The sequence below is a fragment of the Rhodococcus sp. OAS809 genome (assembly GCF_040546695.1).
Lineage (GTDB): Bacteria > Actinomycetota > Actinomycetes > Mycobacteriales > Mycobacteriaceae > Rhodococcus_F > Rhodococcus_F qingshengii.
In genome coordinates, this window is record NZ_JBEPOI010000002.1 from 5,387,999 (window position 1) to 5,403,561 (window position 15,563).

The following is a 15,563-nucleotide window of genomic DNA, read 5'->3' on the forward strand; positions in this document are numbered from 1 at the left end:
CGGCGCGAATCACGCTCGCTCGAGCAGGAAGTAGTAGTGCTGCCCGCCGTCGAGGACCAACGCCGACTTTCCGTTCATGATGCCCATGAGCGTCGAATCGTCGACTTTCTTGAAGTGGTCGAAAATCGGCGCGCCGTCGTAGACCATGGTCGCGGTCACTTCACCACGAAACTCGATGTTCCACAGACTTGCCTCGCCATTGCCGCTCTTGACGTCGGAATAGAGATTTCCGTCTTCGTCTCGGCAGATCAACGGCTTGGCATCCTCGACGGAATTGAAAGTCTTGCCGTACCAGCGGCTCGCGGACAGCTTTTCGTGCAGACGATGACCGGTGGCGAAGTCGTCACCTTTCCACTCACCGAGGATTTCTTCAGCGGCGACGGTTTCCAGCGCGGCCCACACTTCGTCGAGTTCTGCTGGTGATAAACCATTTTCCGCTGCACGGAGCCGGGCGAAAGCAGTTCGGGCTTCGTTGAGATTCATGTCTCTCCTCGAGTTGACGGTAAGTGGCACGACTTGTTCGCGAACCAAATTGTTCGTCAACTCTGCACGCTACGCCGAACCGGATGGTTCGGCAACGGTCGATTCGTTCTAGGCTGTGAACATGCGCTCAGCAGGGGAAGCTACGAGGGACCGCATTCTGGCGGCCGCAAAGGACGAATTTGCCACGTACGGGCTGGCCGGCGCGCGGATCAATCGGATCGCCGCGCAAGCGCGTGCCAGCAAAGACCGTCTCTATGCGTACTTCGCAAGCAAGGAAGAGTTGTTCGCTGCCGTGACCGAACAGTGGACGTCCGAAACAACAGCGGAGACAGCACTTCGAGGTGACGACTTGCCGGGCTATGCAGGTCGCCTCTTCGACAACTACGTTGCCCATCCCGAGAACGCCCGATTGCAGCAATGGGCGGATCTCGAAGCGCCGGACGTCATGAGCGAGGACGACATACGAAGCAAGACCTTCCGGCCTAAAGTTGCGGAAATCCGCAAGGGGCAGCTCGAGGGACACATCGACCCCGCGTGGAATCCCACGGAGTTGATCCTGCTGATCACGGATATCGCCCGGATGCTCGCGCTCAAGTCGACTCGTTCCATCCCTCGACGTCGGGAGGCGGCAGTCGAGGCGGTTCGGCGTTTGATTGTGGCGTAGCGAGTCCAAACGCGAACGTCCACGCCCGTCGCTGTGTGGTTGCCCGGATTTACGGATTTCTCAGTAACGGTGCGTACGTTGGGCGTCGGCTCGTTGACGCCCTCGGGATGTTGACGTGCCGCCAAAACTTTTGTCGTCGACTGTTCAGATGCTGGTGAGCAAAAGGATCGCGGCCGGCCACCCTGACTGAATATCGTCGACGCCGAGCGTGTTCCTTCGGTGCGCGCACCTGTTCAGCATCTGGAGTGGACCCGTGTCGAAGTGGCCGTGCATATGAAGATCTCGAAGAAGGTAGCGCTGGTCGTTGTGGCTGCTTGCGCCCTGACGTTGGGATCGGCGCAAGTCGGAACCGCCCGCGCGGATGCGCCGGTCAAGGTCAGCGTGGCCGGTCATGTGGTGAGCGCCGGGCACTTCGAGCAGGTGCGGCGCCCCAACCGGTGTGTGAAGGCCGGGACGGGGAAGTCGAAACCGAGCGAGCAGAAGTCCACGAATCGCAGTGGGCGTCGAGGCAGCGGGGGATGCTTCTGACAGTGATTGCGAAGTTCCGCAATCAGCCGTCGCAAATCTGTAACACGTTCTAATCTTGCAGTATGGACGTGACTTACGAAGGGACCAAACGCGAAGTCGCTACCGACAGGGGGACTTTGCGCTATCACGAGGCGGGCGATGGTCCGCCGTTGATCCTGTTGCACGGCTCCGGGATCGGCGTGAGTGGATGGCGGAATTACCGGGGGAACCTCGAGGTGTTCGCAAAGCACTTCCACTGCTACCTCCTCGAGTTCCCGGGGTTCGGCGTGAGCGATCCCGTCGACGGTCATCCAGTTCTCACGGCAACCTCGGCGGTGGTTCGATTCATGGATGCGCTGGGAATCGAATCCGCTGCGATGATCGGCAATTCGATGGGCGGAGTTGTCGGGGTCAACGTCGCGATGAGGTTCCCTGACCGCGTCCGCAGATTGGTCACCATCGGAGGCGTGGGCCCGAACATCTTCAGTCAGAACCCGAGCGAAGGTACGCGTCTCCTCCAGGAATTCGCCGACGCTCCCAGCCGTGAGAAGTTGGTTCGCTGGCTCGAGTGCATGGTTTACGACAGATCCGTGATCACCGAGGAGCGGATCGAGGAACGATGGCAAACGGCCAACGATCCGGCCTCGCACCAGGCATTGACCGCGATGTACGGATCCAAAGCCTTTGCCGCTCAGCAGCAGATGATGTCCAACTCGGATGTGCCGCCGTACTGGTCGATGATGCACAAGGTGCAATGCCCGACCTTGCTGACATGGGGGCTCGATGATCGGCAGTGTCCACCGGACATGCCGATGATTCCGATGCGACTGATTCCGAACGCCGAACTGCACGTATTCCCGAACTGCGGGCACTGGGTGATGATCGAAGCCAAGGAGGCATTCGAGCGCGTGACCCTCGAGTTCCTGCTTCGATGACCTGCTGATGCATTGATGTGGCACGAATTGATGTGGCATGAACGCACAAGACCCGGCGCCTCTGAATGAGGCGCCGGGTCTGTGTTTGTGCCCCCAGTAGGACTCGAACCTACGACCTGCGGATTAAAAGTCCGTAGCTCTACCAACTGAGCTATAGGGGCGCGGCGCAGAGTCTAACGGGACCGCAGAGTCCGTGAAAACACCACCCCCACCAGAAGGGCGATTCCGATGACGGCGATGGTCCCGCCCGTGCGATGCAGACCCGCGTCGTCGATGGTTCCGCGCATGGTCAACTCGATGACGACGGCAGCAAGGTTGGCGCCGATGTACTGGATTGTTCGGTACAGACCGATCGCAGTTCCGACGTCGGCGGAGGTGGTCACCGAGTTGATCAGGTTCTGGTTTCCCATGTTGTTGAAGCCGTTGGGAATGCCCAGGATCGCCGCAATCAGCAGGAGTGCCACAAGGGGAGTCGAACTCGATTCGACAAAGGCGATCAGAATCCCGCCGACAGCCAACGCGGCGGTGCCGATCAGGAGGGTGATCCGTGCGCCGAATTTCCCGTACACCCTGGACGCGGACATGGTCGCGAAGATCCCGACCGCAGCGACGGGCAGCATGAAGAGCCCGGCGCTGATCGGTGACATTCCGCGGGCTACCTGTAGCCACTGGGGGAGTCCGAAGAAGATGCAGTAGAACGCTGTGTAAGTCAGCAGGGTCCGGCCGAGAGTCATGCTCAGTGCGCGGTTTCGGACGACGGCGCGGACGTCGATGAACGCCGAGGCCGTTCGACGTTCCCACCAGACGAACAGGAACGCGAAGAGGGCCGTCGACGGGACGAGGTACCACTTCGCGTGCTCGGCGAGAGAGAGGAGAAAGAGCATCGTCGATGTCGTCAGAGCCAGAAACAGGGTGATACCGAGTGGGTCGAGAGACTTGAACAACGCAGCGGCGCCGGCCCGGTCGGGCAGGGCGGAGTCGCTCGGGGCGGCGAAGAAGACCCATACGGCAGTGACGACGACAAGTGGGAGGTTCACCCACATGATCGATTGCCAACCGAGTGTGCCGACCAACAACCCGCCGAGAGTGGGCCCCAGCGCGACGACCGATTGAGCGCAAATGGTGAGTGTTGCTATAGCTGAACGGGTTTGAGTCCGGTGGCGGTCAGCGTATTCGCGGATGACGGTCATCGCGTTCGGATACTGTGTCGCCGTGCCGATTCCGAGCAGGATTCGTGCGGCGATCAGCCAGCCCAGCGACGGGGCGAGCGAGCCGAGGATCGATCCGGCAGCGATCAGGCCCAATCCGGCGAGGTAGACGCGTTTGGCGCCGAGGATCGATCCGAGTCGACCAGCCGCCGGTGCCGTGACCGCAGTCGCGATGTAGAGGGCCGAGATGACCCACGCTGTGCCTGAACTGGAACCGAAGTATGTGGCGATCGGGACGATTGCCACCGCAATCATCGACGAGTTCAGCGCTTGAAGAACGGTTCCGGAGCCGAGAGCAAGACTCAGTTTCAGTGGAACGGGAGTTTGGGGGGTCGGCGTTTCGATGACGGTGGTCACGAGTTCATCAGTGACTCCTCTGATATCGATGTCGATGCTGGGGACTCGCCCTGGCCGAGTCTTCGCAGGATTCGGCCGGCGATCAGAAGCAAGTCACGCTCGGCTTCGGTGCACTCGGCGTCGATGACCTCGGCCAGCCACTCTGTTCGTTTCGTTCGGTCTTCGTGAAGGGTCGATGTGCCGAGTTCGGTCATCGTGACCAAGACCGCGCGGCCGTCCGATGGATCCGCCCTTCGCGTCACCATGCCCTGCTCTTCGAGCGCGGCCACGGTCTTTGCGATTGATTGCGGCGTGACGCGCTCGAATTTTGCCAATTCTTTGGCGGTCGACGGACCTTGTCGGTCGAGGTGGCCGAGGGCCTGGATCTGGCTCGGCGTGAGCTTGCGGTCGTTGCGTTTGGTGCGTAGACGTCGGACGAAGGCACCCAGATCGTCCCAAAGTACGTCGATCTCGTCTCGAGCCTTGCTGCGACCCTCTCCATCGTTCATTTAGACAGTCTAACTGTGTTGTTTCGATGCTGCCAGTACGGTTTCGACGGAAAAGGGGGAATAAACAATTGCACTAGTTGTTTAAAACCTTGGAACTGCTGTCCATCGGTCGGCGAAGCAGTTCCGTCTGCGAGGTCGAATTATCAGAATCTCGGGCACGAAAAAGCTCGGATGCGCACCCCCTGCGGCGCACCCGAGCGGCCAAAACCATACCACTTGGTGTCTTTTGGGCATAAAGTCGGTTCTTGTCCCCTGAACAGCCGATTGCGTCTAGTACTTTTGGCGGGTATGGCTCTAGTCCTTACGTAGGGTGTGTTGGAGGGGATATTGTGAAGTTTCGGGGGATGACAGGCGCCGATCACGGCGGCTCTGCGTACCAACTCTGCGAGAGGCACAACACCGTAAATGGCACGTCAACAAGAGCGTGCGCGGCGTACCCGCGCCGCCCTGGTCGAAGCGGCTGCAGTCGAATTCGCCAAGCGCGGCTATGCAGCTGCGTCGGTGAACACGATCCTCGAGGGCTCCCGCGCCACCAAAGGCGCCATGTATTTCCATTTCCAGTCCAAGGAAGAGTTGGCGCGAGCGGTTCTGACCTCGGCTATCGAAACCTTCACTGGAATTACTGATCGTTGGGCCAAGAGAACAGACCTCGATCCATTCGTCGCTTTGCACGGTCTCGTGCTCGACATTGCCGAGGTCTTCCGTGCCGAGGTGATCGTGCAGGCGGAATTCCGGCTGATCATCGAGCCCGAGTTCTACAAGGATGTGCAGTCCGGTGGTGGGCAGGTCTGGGGAAAGACCGCCTATGAGTTGGCATTGCGTGCCAAGGACGACGGTTTGCTCCGAGAAGACGCCGACCCGGACAAATTCACGCGTGTACTGGCAGCGAGCCTTGCCGGCCAGCGGTACATGGCAGACCTGATTGCCTCCAGTGGAGATCTGGGCGAGTGGTTCGAGGAGTCTCTCGAAGTAGTCCTCGAAGCCATGGCTACGCCGCAGTGGTTGGAGACGTTCCATCGTGACGGGTGGCCCCAAGTCGAGTTCCCTGACACTGAATAGTGCACTTTTCTGCCCGTGAACAGGCGATTTGTGATTTCCGAATGCCGTGCCATAAGCTATCCAAGCTCCCAACGGAACGCCGTTGGGGTACTAGTTCGGAGAGATCCGGCGGGCCCCCTTCGTCTAGCGGCCTAGGACGCCGCCCTTTCAAGGCGGTAGCGCGGGTTCGAATCCCGTAGGGGGTACGTTTTGCGAAAGCGAAACGATGCAGTATGGTTTGACCCGCACGACACGCTTTGAGATGCACAAATGCCAGGCCAGGACAGTGGTTTGGGAGCGGCTCGAAGATGTAGTACGGTTTCACAGCAAGGAAAAAGCAAGGCCCTGTGGCGCAGTTGGTTAGCGCGCCGCCCTGTCACGGCGGAGGTCGCGGGTTCGAGTCCCGTCAGGGTCGCAAAGCTTTGTTCTCAATCAATCGGTTGAGAACAAAGCAATGCGATAGGCATTCGGTTCGGGTGCCGTCCGGCCAGGTAGCTCAGTTGGTACGAGCGTCCGCCTGAAAAGCGGAAGGTCGCCGGTTCGATCCCGGCCCTGGCCACCATAATTCTTATCGAAAAGCTCCAATCTCATGTTCTTCGAACATAAGGTTGGAGCTTTTTCGTGTTCGGATGTCAGTCGCCGTCAACCACTCGGCCCGATCATCTCAGTTATGCGCATCCTTTGTCTCCGTGAATGTTTCCGGTCACCGGGAACGTGCTGGGCGTCACTCCACAGAGGACATCACTATTAGCCGATTGCGGCCGATCCGTGGCTGCGTCTACTGAAAGTGAGGTGGAATCTCCGTGTCGCACTCGAGATCTTGGCGCATCGGGAAAGTCAGCCGGGTCGCCGTCGCATTGTTCGGCACCGGGGTTCTGTTGGTGGGCTGCGCGAGCAACGGTGACGACAGCGGGACCGATACGACGACCGCGTCGGCGGACGTCGTGACCGGCATGGTCAACGAGCAGCCCGATCCGGGAACTGCGGTGGCCGGCGGGACCATGACGTACGGCGTACAGGTGCTCGTTCCCTCACTCGACCCGACGAAGACGGCCGCGCGCGGCGGTTCCGGCGGTGAGGCCTTCGCTGCTGTGTACGACGTCCTGATGAGTTACAACACTGCGAGCGGCGAGTTCGAGCCCAAGTTGGCTCAATCGCTCGAGACAGCTGACGACGGAGCCACCTGGACGCTGAAACTTCGCGACGGTGTGAAGTTCAGTGACGGCACCACCCTCGACGCCAACGCCGTGATCGCGAGCATCGATCGGTACAACGCGGGCAAGGGCAATGGCGCCGAACTGTGGCTGGCTTCGGTGGAATCGGCGCAGGCAAGCGGTCCGACGACAGTGGAATTCAAGCTGAAGACGCCGTGGATGCGTTTTCCGTCGATGCTCGCTCTCGGGCACGGGATGATCGTCGCCCCGAGTTCGCAGCAGGGCGACAAGTTCACCGCCGTCGGAGCCGGACCCTTCACCGAAGATGTCTTCACACCGAGCGTCGAGCGAATCTTCAAGGCCAACCCGTCCTACTACGGCGGCGCCCCCAAGCTGGACAAGTTGCGGATGGTTGCGCTCAACGGTCCGCAGGCCAATCTCGAATCATTGAACAGCGGTCAGCTCGATGTCGCCTACATTCGCGGCCTCACGTCGGCGATCAATTCCGCCAAGTCCGCTGGCTACCCCGGCTACATCGACGTGCTCAATGCCGGTAGTGCCGAGATTATCAACAACCGTGAGGGCCGACCGGGCTCGGATGTTCGCGTCCGTCAGGCTATCGGCTACGCGCTCGACACCACGTTGATCGATCAGCGAGTGGAAAACGGTGAGGGACTGCCGGGCTCGGAGTTGTTCGGTCCGACGTCTCAATGGCATGTAGACACACCGGGTATTGCCTACGACCCCGAAAAGTCGAAGGAACTTCTGAATCAGGCGAAGGCAGACGGGTACGACGGCAGCCTCGACTACGTCGTTCTCAGTGAGCCGAAGGACCACGCGATCGGCCTCGCCGTGCAGTCACTGTTGCAGGCCGTCGGGTTCGAGGTGAACTTGATCTTGGCCAACAACGCCGGCGACATCGTGCAGAACGTCTACGTCAAGCACGATTTCGACCTCGCGCACGCGGGCATCGGAATGTACGAGTCGATTCTCGATCTCGGATTGTTCTCCACGACCAACAGCACCTCGATGGCGAATACTGCTGGATATGCGAACCCGGCGATGGATCAGCTGATCGCAGATCTACAACAGGCCAAGGACAATTCGTCGACTCTTGCGATCATCGGCAAAATTCAGACGCTGTGGAACGAGACGGTTCCGTCGGCGCCGATCGGCGGGCTCACGTCGTTCTGGGCTTGGCAGAAGAACGTGCACGGTGTGGTTCCGACTGCAACCGGCATCATGCTGTTCGATCAGGCATGGATGGGCGCGAAGTAGCGTTCCAGCGCACACCGAGAGCTCCGTCCGACGCGAGTCGGGCGGGGCTCTTTCGTGTCTACGTCGGCTAGCGTTGCGCAACCCTTTCGATCAGGATGATTGTATTGAAATATGTTGTAGGTCAATATGATTCGACAAGCGCGATTTGACTTGCCCAGCGTGGCCCGCATAGATTGCATCCACCATCCAGAGTGGCTGAGAGACCTGGCTCGATGATGCCGCAGCAACCCGCTACCTAACCGCAGTGTGGGTGCTACCGCCAGGACCGATGGAGGACACATGACTGTATTTGCCGTGGGTATCGAACTGGACGGCGAGGGCACTCACCCCGCTGCCTGGCGCCGAAGCTCACACCGCCCGGACCAGCTGCTCACGGGCAAAGCCGTGCGCGATCGCGTCGCGGCTGCCGAGAATGCCGGCTTCACGTTCGCGACGTTCGACGATTCCATCCTCCCCCCGAGTGGTGACGTCGTCGGCCGCATCGATGCCGTCTCGAGGGCGTCGTACGTGGCGGCGACAACCAGCACGATCGGGCTGGTCCCCGTCGTCGGGACCACGTACGCCGAACCGTTTCATACGTCCTCGCAATTGGCGACGTTGGACTACTCCTCGCGTGGGCGTGGCGGCTGGCTTGCTGTTCCGGTCGAAGACGATGCCGCGGCGAGGGCGTGGGGGAGGGCTCCGGTAACAACGGAGTCGGCGCGTCAGCAAGAGCAGCGGGATTCGGTCACCGTTGTGACCGATCTCTGGGACTCGTGGGAGGACGACGCCGTCGTTCGTGACTATCTCAGTGGGCGTTTCCTCGAGCGTGATCGTCTGCATTACGTCAATTTCGAGGGCGACACGTTCTCGGTGAAGGGGCCCGCAATCGTTCCGCGGCCGCCTCAAGGCCAGTTGGTGGTGTTCGGCCGCTACGGCGAAATCGATCCACGCCAGCCGGATGTTGTTCTCGTTTCCGGTGATTCGGTGGAGACCATTGCACAGTCGGCTGCCAAGGCGCGCGATGAGGGCGCGTCATTGGTGGTCGCCGAGCTCGATGTGGCATTCGATACGCCGAATCTGTCTGCGGCGCAGCGGAGGACCGAGCTGAACTCGTACGGGAATGCCGTCGTCACCGGCCGACTGCTCCTGGCTGCAGATCCGGGGGAAGCGGCCGTGGTTCTGAAGGAATTGGCCGGACACCTCGACGGTGTTCATTTCCATGCTCTCGTGATCGACGAGGACCTTCCGGTGCTGGCCAAATTCGTGCTTCCGACGCTGTCCAAGGCCGGGTTGACGCGACGCCCGGTTCCGGGATCGACCCTGAGGGGCAACCTCGGTCTGCAGCGGCCCTCAAATCGATTCGCCCACTCCTCCTGACTTGACTTCGCGCTAAGGATATTTCGGCCATGACTGCATCACGCTCCGCCGTACCTCGACCCGACGCTCACGTTCACTTCGGTGTCTTCTTCCAGGGGGTCAACCACACCACCATCTGGTCCGATTCCGCGAGCGGATCCCAGATCGACTTCGAGACGTTTAGGCGGTTGGTACTCACCGCCGAGCGAGGTCTGTTCGACGCCTTCTTCCTCGGTGAAGGCCTGCGGCTTCGCGAGCAGAACGGCAAGATTCTCGATCTGGATATCGCCGGCCGCCCCGACGCCATTGCGCAGTTGGCCGCCCTCGCCGGTATCACCGACAAGATCGGGTTGGTCGCGACACAGAACACCACGTACAACGAACCGGCCGACCTTGCGCGTCGACTCTCCGGCCTCGACCTACTTTCCGACGGACGGGCCGGCTGGAATGCGGTGACCACCGACAACGCGTGGACGGGAGAGAACTTCCGTCGCGGTGGTTTCCTCGACCACTCCCTGCGCTACGAGCGTGCCGGGCAGTTCATCGAAACCGCGCGGGCACTGTGGGATTCGTGGGCCGACGACGCGATCTCGGATTCTCGCACGTCCGAGAACTGGTCTACTCCGGGTGCCGTCGGCGACGTGCGCAGGCAGACTTCACAGTTCGACATCTCCGTGACGCCGACGCTTCCCCGAAGCCGCCAGGGGCATCCGGTCATCTTCCAAGCGGGTGATTCCCCGAGTGGACGCGATTTCGCGGCGACGCACGCCGACGTCATCTTCTCGCGACACGGGACGCATTTCGACGGCGCACTCGACTTCGCCGACGACATTCGGGCTCGGTTGCGTAGCGTCGGGCGACCGGAGGACGACGTCAAGATCCTGCCCAGCACGCAGATCGTGTTGGCGGAGAACGAGTCCGAGGTCGAAGAGAAGGCGCGGTGGGTCCTCGAAGGTCAGTTCACCGGCCAAACCGCACTGTCCCTCGTCGGATTGGTGTGGGGGAAGGACCTTTCCGACCGAGACCCGGACGGTCCATTACCGGAGGAAGATCCGGTTGCCCGCCCGGTGTCCGAGACGCGCGGTTCCGCACGAGACGGCAACGACCCCATTGCGATCGCACGTGAATGGCGGGCTCTCGCCGAGGCAAAGAATCTGTCCCTACGTCAGGTCGCCATCGAGACCTCGCAGCGTTCGGGTTTTGCGGGCACTCCGGGGCAGGTCGCAGATCAGTTGGTCCATTGGGTGCGCAACGGAGCTTCGGACGGCTTCAACATCTCGCCGTACCTGGTGCCGACCGGCCTCGACGAGATCGTGGACTGGTTGATCCCGGAACTGCAGGAGCGTGGGGCGTACCGCACCGAGTACTCCACGTCGACGCTGCGAGAGCACTTGGGGTTGCGACCGCCGCTCACGCGTCGGGCCGCGTCTGAAGCTGCGGGGTAACGGGTCCTGTCCCACACGGTCACAGCGGCGGCCGAATCCACCAAGCTCGATTCGGCCGTCCGCTGGGAGATCATCGTCTGCGTAGCCGCGGGCTTCACCACTCTTCTCGATTCGGCGGTGCTCGGAATCGGGGTTCCGTCGATCCGGGCGTCGCTGGGCGCGTCGACCTCCGAGGTGCAGTGGATCCTTGCGAGCTATTCGCTGACTTTCGGCTTGGCCCTTGTGCCGGCGGGCCGACTCGGTGACGTCGTCGGGCGTCGACGCTTGTTCTTGGCGGGGCTGAGCATTTTCGCTGTGATGGGAATCCTCGGGGCATGTGCGTCGGATCCGTCGATGATCGTGTTGGCTCGTCTTGGGCAAGGGATCGGCGCAGGCACCATCAGTTCGCAGGTGCTCGGCATCATCACCGACCGGGTGTCCGGAAAGGCTCGGGCGAAGGCGTTAGGCGCGTACAGCACCGCGGGTGGTCTGGCCGGCGTTTCCGGACCGATCCTCGGTGGCGTTCTGCTGAAGTATTCCGACGCCGACTTCGGATGGCGGTTGCTTCTCGTTCTCAACGTGCCGTTTGCTCTGATCACACTGATTCTGGCGTTTCGCTTTCTGCGCCGTGATCGAACTACCCGATCGGGCGCATCGATCGATCCGGTTGGGCTGTGTCTGCTGGCGACTACGACCGGGCTCCTGTTGTGGCCCATCGTGACCCGAACCAGTGTCACTGTGGCTGCGGCTTTCCTGATCGGTGCGTTCGGCGCTGCCGTTGCCTTCTGGTTCTGGGAACGTCGGTACGCCGAGCGCGGCGGGACGCCGGTACTGCTTCCGTCGTTGATCGCCTCGAGGGGCTTCCGGTTGGGTACGACGGTTGCACTCTTCTGGTTCGGATCCATCCTCGCCGTCAACGCGGTGCTCAGCCTCTATCTGATCGAGGGTTTGGGCTTCGCCCCGCTGAGTGCGGCGTTGATCATGACCGGTAGCTCACTCGCGATGGCATTGACGTCGGCTTTCGGATGGCGGCTGGTTGCCAGGTTCGGCCGAAGTGCAGTGGTTTTTGCCATAGTCGGCGAGATCCTTGTCATCCTCGGGTACATCGCAGCGGTCAATCTGATTCCGCGGGAACATCTGATCCCGGTGCTGGTGGTCCTGGCGGTGTTGTCGGGAGTTGCCAGCGGTTTGGTCGACGCGCCCAATCGGGTGCTGACTCTCGAATATGCACCGCCGGGCGCGAACGGTGTTGCGGCGGGTTTCCTTCAACTGTCTCAGCGCCTGTCAGCGACCATCTCGCTGGCCGCGGTATCGGGGTTGTATCTCGGTGTACTCGGATGCTCGCCCGACGGATATGGACGTGCGTTCGGGATCGCGCTTGCCGTCTGCGTGGTCATGTTGACGCTCTCGTTGGCGGGGGCGGTGGCAGACCGACGCCGGCGAAGGACGTGACCTGGTATTTCGTGGGTCTACATGGACCTCGGGAGGCCGAGCCCGTGTGACTCATGGGACTTGTGTTACCCATGGGTTAGGAGTCGTGGGACGATACTTGTGTGGTGACCGGTCGCAGTGAAGACAAGCCCAACGGTCGCGGGAGTGGAGAGCCAGTTAACTCACCCCGTGGAGCGTCGGACAAACGTGACCGCACATCGACACCCTTCCGCGCTCGAACGGCGATGTGGACGAATCGGCCACTGTTCGATTTCCATATGATCGTCGGTCTGGTCGTGCTGATCGTCGCGTTCGGACTGCTGATGGTGCTGTCGTCTTCGGGCGTCGAATCCTATGTTCTGTCCGGGACGTCCTACGCCCGCTTCTGGCCGCAGTGCATGTTCGCAGCGATCGGTTTGGTGATGTTCGTGGCGGTCGTGCGGTTGCCGACCGAAACGATGCGTAGAGCGTCCCCGTGGCTGCTGATCCTGTGTCTTGTTCTGCTTGTCCTGGTGCTGATTCCAGGTATCGGCTCGGAACAAATGGGTGCTCGCAGCTGGTTTGTGATCGCGGGCATTTCCTTCCAGCCGTCGGAGCTGGCCAAACTTGCTCTGGCGATCTGGTCCGCAGCGACGGTTGCGTCGTTCATGAAGGCGCGGATGGACGTCAACCGCGCGCTGCCGGTGATCGGCGGTACGACGCTGCTGGTTCTGGTTCTGGTGGTGTTGGAGAAGGACCTCGGAACCACCATCACCATCGGCATCATCTTCATGTCGGTGCTGTGGTTCGGGCTGTTCCGGATGAAGACGTTCATCAGCCTCACGCTCGGTTCCGCAGTCGCATTTCTCGTGCTCGGGCTTACTGCTGGTTACCGCTCGGATCGCATCAAGGCTTTCCTCAATCCTGATCTCGACCCGCAGGGTTTGAACTTCCAGAGCACTCAGGCCAAGTACGCACTGGCGAACGGAGGCATCTTCGGGCGCGGTCTAGGACAGTCCGACGCCAAATGGAGCTATCTCCCGCAGGCGCACAACGACTTCATTTTTGCCGTGATCGGTGAAGAGTTGGGTCTGGTCGGCGCGCTGATCGTCGTCGCTCTCTTTGCCGCGGTTCTGATCGTCGGGCTGCGGATCGCGAAACGGTCCACTGATCCGTTCCTCAAAGTCATGACAGCGACGGCAACGACGTTGATCGTCGTGCAGGCGTTCATCAACATCGCCTACGTCGTCGGCCTGATTCCGGTGACCGGTCTGCAACTACCGCTCATCTCGGCGGGCGGAACGTCGATGATCACCACCCTGCTGATGTTCGGGCTCATCGCGCACGCAGCCTTCCGTGAGCCCGAGGCTGTCGCCTCGGCCGAGAGCAGCGGTCGCGGCTGGATTCCTCTGGTCTTCGGCAAGCCTCGGTTCGGCATTGCCAAGAAGCCACAGACCGATCGACGGAGGCCGCCAGCTCGCCGCGCCCAGCCTGCTCCAACTGGGCAACGCCGACCGGAACGACGGGCACCACAACCCGACAGACGCCGGGCTCCAGCTCCGGGCCGACGCGCACCCTCTCGCGACTGGTCGGAAGATCCACGTAGACGCGGCCGATCCGATCGGCCGCGGCGCGCTTCCTGATCTGGGCCAGTTCCACTGGCGGGCAGTTCGGAAGCGGGCAGTCATGCACCCGACAATTGCGTTGGGCGGCTACATTGGGAGTCGGCAAAACGACGTCTAAAAAGGGTTGTGGACATGGCAGGTGGCGACAAGGCAGACCAGTCGGTGGTCGAACGTAGCTCGGTGACCGGACGTCGTACGACGCCGTCGCAGCGAGCGCGTTTTCGCCGGATTGTCGACGCCGCAATGGAATCCGCCTCCGAAGGCGGCTACGACGCGGTGCAGATGCGATCGGTGGCCGATCGCGCCGGCGTCGCGATCGGCACTGTTTACCGGTATTTCCCGTCCAAGAACCACATGCTTGTCGTCGCATTGTTGTGGATGTTCGAGGGTTTGCGTGACAGATTCCAAGACTTTGTAATCCCGGGCGAGACTCCGTCGGACCGGATTCTGTTTGTGCTGCGCAAGAATACGGAGGTCCTCGAGACCGATCACCTCCGTTACGAAGCGTTGGTTCGGGCGTACATGTTCGCGGACGCGTCGGCGACTCCGGAACTCAACGCGCTCGGTGGGGTCGTGACCGAGATGTTCGCGAAGGCGATCGGTGTCGAGGAAGTCTCGCAGCAGCAGTTGGACGCGGTGAAGGTGATCGACGACGTCTGGATGTCGAGTCTCGTCTCGTGGGTTGCGGGCCGGATGACGACGGACGAGGTGATGGCGCACCTGGAACTTGCCGTGCGACTGGTCTTTCGCAAGTTGGGCGGATAGCGCTCAGACGGTGTAGCCACCGTCGACGTTGAGCTTCTGACCGCTGATGAATCCGGCCGCGTCGCTTGCGAGGAAACATACTGCTTCGGCGATGTCGGCAGCTGATCCGAAGCGCTTCAACGGGATTCGGCTCATCGTCACGTCGAGCGCGCCTTGGTCGAGTTCGGCGGAGCTGATCAGGCGCTCCGCCATTCCGTCCGTCAACATGCCTGGTCCGACAGCGTTGAACCGGACGCCGTAGCGTCCTTCCTCTGCGGCGAATCCGCGAACAAGTTGTTCGACAGCCCCTTTGGTGCCTGCGGAGAGTCCGTCGCGCACGGGAAAACGATCCGTTGCCGCGGTTGTCACCGCCACCACCGAACCCGAGGATGCACGCAGCGCAGGCAGGGCGGTGTGGACGAGGGTGAAGAACGCCGCGGCCTCCTGGTTGAGTTGTTCGGTGAAGAACGCCGGCGTCACACGTGAGAGGTGCGTCATCGGGACGTGCGGTCCCGCAGCGTGGACGAGGGTCGTCAATGCGCCCAGATCACTGACCGCATCGTTGACGGCGGCGCTGATCGACAACTCGTCGGTCAAGTCGAGCGAGTACGAGTGGGCGCGCACACCATGCGCTCGAATCTGCTCGCTCAGTTGCTCGGCAGCGCCCTTGTTGTTTCGGTAGGTGAAGGCGACGTCGTGTCCGCGTTCGGCGAGGGTCAGGGCGATCGCCGACCCGATTCCACCGGTTCCGCCGCTGACAAAAGCGGTGCGTACTGCGCTCACAATGCCTCCAGGTGTCTGCCGATTCCAAACCTAACAAATGCTTGGTTGGGGTGCCAATCGGAATATATCAGTGCGCGAAGGACAGGCTCAGATTGCTATCGCAACCGGACTGATCGTCCTAATCTGT

The 15,563-nt window shown here is 61.3% G+C and carries 14 protein-coding genes, 4 tRNA genes and 1 riboswitch; of the genes, 13 read left to right on the top strand and 5 right to left on the bottom strand.

The window, feature by feature from the left end:
* Positions 1-9 precede the first annotated feature (9 nt).
* Entirely contained in the window at positions 10-483 is a 474-nt protein-coding gene (locus ABIE52_RS28290; protein WP_042451379.1) for a DUF4334 domain-containing protein, read from the bottom strand.
* A gap of 121 nt (positions 484-604) precedes the next feature.
* Here ABIE52_RS28290 and ABIE52_RS28295 point away from each other — a divergent pair, with 121 nt between their 5' ends.
* The 3 genes from ABIE52_RS28295 to ABIE52_RS28305 all read left to right on the top strand — a co-directional run bounded on the left by ABIE52_RS28295 (position 605) and on the right by ABIE52_RS28305 (position 2,589).
* Positions 605-1,147: a TetR/AcrR family transcriptional regulator gene (locus tag ABIE52_RS28295; RefSeq protein ID WP_042451377.1), complete on the top strand. Its 543-nt coding sequence runs from the start codon at positions 605-607 to the stop codon at positions 1,145-1,147.
* A 219-nt stretch (positions 1,148-1,366) separates the two neighbouring features.
* Positions 1,367-1,675: a hypothetical protein gene (locus tag ABIE52_RS28300; protein ID WP_136470805.1), complete on the top strand. Its 309-nt coding sequence runs from the start codon at positions 1,367-1,369 to the stop codon at positions 1,673-1,675.
* A gap of 62 nt (positions 1,676-1,737) precedes the next feature.
* Positions 1,738-2,589, top strand: coding sequence for an alpha/beta fold hydrolase (locus tag ABIE52_RS28305; RefSeq protein WP_042451375.1), 852 nt, complete (start codon positions 1,738-1,740; stop codon positions 2,587-2,589).
* An 88-nt stretch (positions 2,590-2,677) separates the two neighbouring features.
* Here the strand turns inward: ABIE52_RS28305 and ABIE52_RS28310 are convergent.
* The 3 genes from ABIE52_RS28310 to ABIE52_RS28320 form a co-directional block, all read right to left on the bottom strand.
* Positions 2,678-2,750, bottom strand: a tRNA-Lys gene (locus ABIE52_RS28310).
* Between the two features lie 12 nt (positions 2,751-2,762).
* The gene (locus ABIE52_RS28315; protein WP_042451373.1) at positions 2,763-4,154 is read right to left on the bottom strand and encodes an MFS transporter; all 1,392 of its coding nucleotides are present in this window, start codon (positions 4,152-4,154) and stop codon (positions 2,763-2,765) included.
* Entirely contained in the window at positions 4,151-4,642 is a 492-nt protein-coding gene (locus ABIE52_RS28320; RefSeq protein ID WP_192712247.1) for a MarR family winged helix-turn-helix transcriptional regulator, read from the bottom strand. The genes ABIE52_RS28315 and ABIE52_RS28320 overlap by 4 nt, the downstream gene beginning before the upstream one ends.
* 405 nt (positions 4,643-5,047) lie before the next feature.
* Between ABIE52_RS28320 and ABIE52_RS28325 the strand changes: the two genes are divergently transcribed.
* The 10 genes from ABIE52_RS28325 to ABIE52_RS28370 all read left to right on the top strand — a co-directional run bounded on the left by ABIE52_RS28325 (position 5,048) and on the right by ABIE52_RS28370 (position 14,674).
* Positions 5,048-5,701, top strand: coding sequence for a TetR family transcriptional regulator (locus ABIE52_RS28325; RefSeq protein WP_003940323.1), 654 nt, complete (start codon positions 5,048-5,050; stop codon positions 5,699-5,701).
* A gap of 112 nt (positions 5,702-5,813) precedes the next feature.
* Positions 5,814-5,886 (top strand) — tRNA-Glu (locus tag ABIE52_RS28330).
* A 135-nt stretch (positions 5,887-6,021) separates the two neighbouring features.
* Positions 6,022-6,095, top strand: a tRNA-Asp gene (locus ABIE52_RS28335).
* Between the two features lie 70 nt (positions 6,096-6,165).
* Positions 6,166-6,242: transfer RNA gene (locus tag ABIE52_RS28340), tRNA-Phe, on the top strand.
* Positions 6,243-6,483: 241 nt separating this feature from the next.
* Complete coding sequence (locus tag ABIE52_RS28345) at positions 6,484-8,112, top strand: ABC transporter substrate-binding protein (RefSeq protein WP_050654777.1); 1,629 nt, start codon at positions 6,484-6,486, stop codon at positions 8,110-8,112.
* A gap of 179 nt (positions 8,113-8,291) precedes the next feature.
* Positions 8,292-8,387: riboswitch (SAM riboswitch) on the top strand.
* 4 nt (positions 8,388-8,391) lie between these two features.
* Positions 8,392-9,471, top strand: coding sequence for an LLM class flavin-dependent oxidoreductase (locus ABIE52_RS28350; protein WP_050654776.1), 1,080 nt, complete (start codon positions 8,392-8,394; stop codon positions 9,469-9,471).
* 29 nt (positions 9,472-9,500) lie between these two features.
* The gene (locus ABIE52_RS28355; protein ID WP_064443807.1) at positions 9,501-10,895 is read left to right on the top strand and encodes an NtaA/DmoA family FMN-dependent monooxygenase; all 1,395 of its coding nucleotides are present in this window, start codon (positions 9,501-9,503) and stop codon (positions 10,893-10,895) included.
* A gap of 69 nt (positions 10,896-10,964) precedes the next feature.
* Entirely contained in the window at positions 10,965-12,326 is a 1,362-nt protein-coding gene (locus ABIE52_RS28360; protein ID WP_192712357.1) for an MFS transporter, read from the top strand.
* Between the two features lie 257 nt (positions 12,327-12,583).
* Positions 12,584-13,927 carry a putative lipid II flippase FtsW gene (gene ftsW, locus ABIE52_RS28365; protein ID WP_223304427.1) on the top strand — a complete coding sequence of 448 codons (1,344 nt, stop codon included), beginning with the start codon at positions 12,584-12,586 and terminating at the stop codon, positions 13,925-13,927.
* 114 nt (positions 13,928-14,041) lie between these two features.
* On the top strand, positions 14,042-14,674 hold the full coding sequence (locus tag ABIE52_RS28370) for a TetR family transcriptional regulator (RefSeq protein WP_007733896.1): 633 nt from the start codon (positions 14,042-14,044) through the stop codon (positions 14,672-14,674).
* 3 nt (positions 14,675-14,677) lie between these two features.
* Here ABIE52_RS28370 and ABIE52_RS28375 read toward each other — a convergent pair whose 3' ends face one another.
* A complete protein-coding gene (locus tag ABIE52_RS28375; RefSeq protein WP_042451355.1) occupies positions 14,678-15,436 on the bottom strand; it encodes an SDR family NAD(P)-dependent oxidoreductase in 759 nt (252 codons plus the stop codon).
* Between the last annotated feature and the right edge of the window lie 127 nt (positions 15,437-15,563).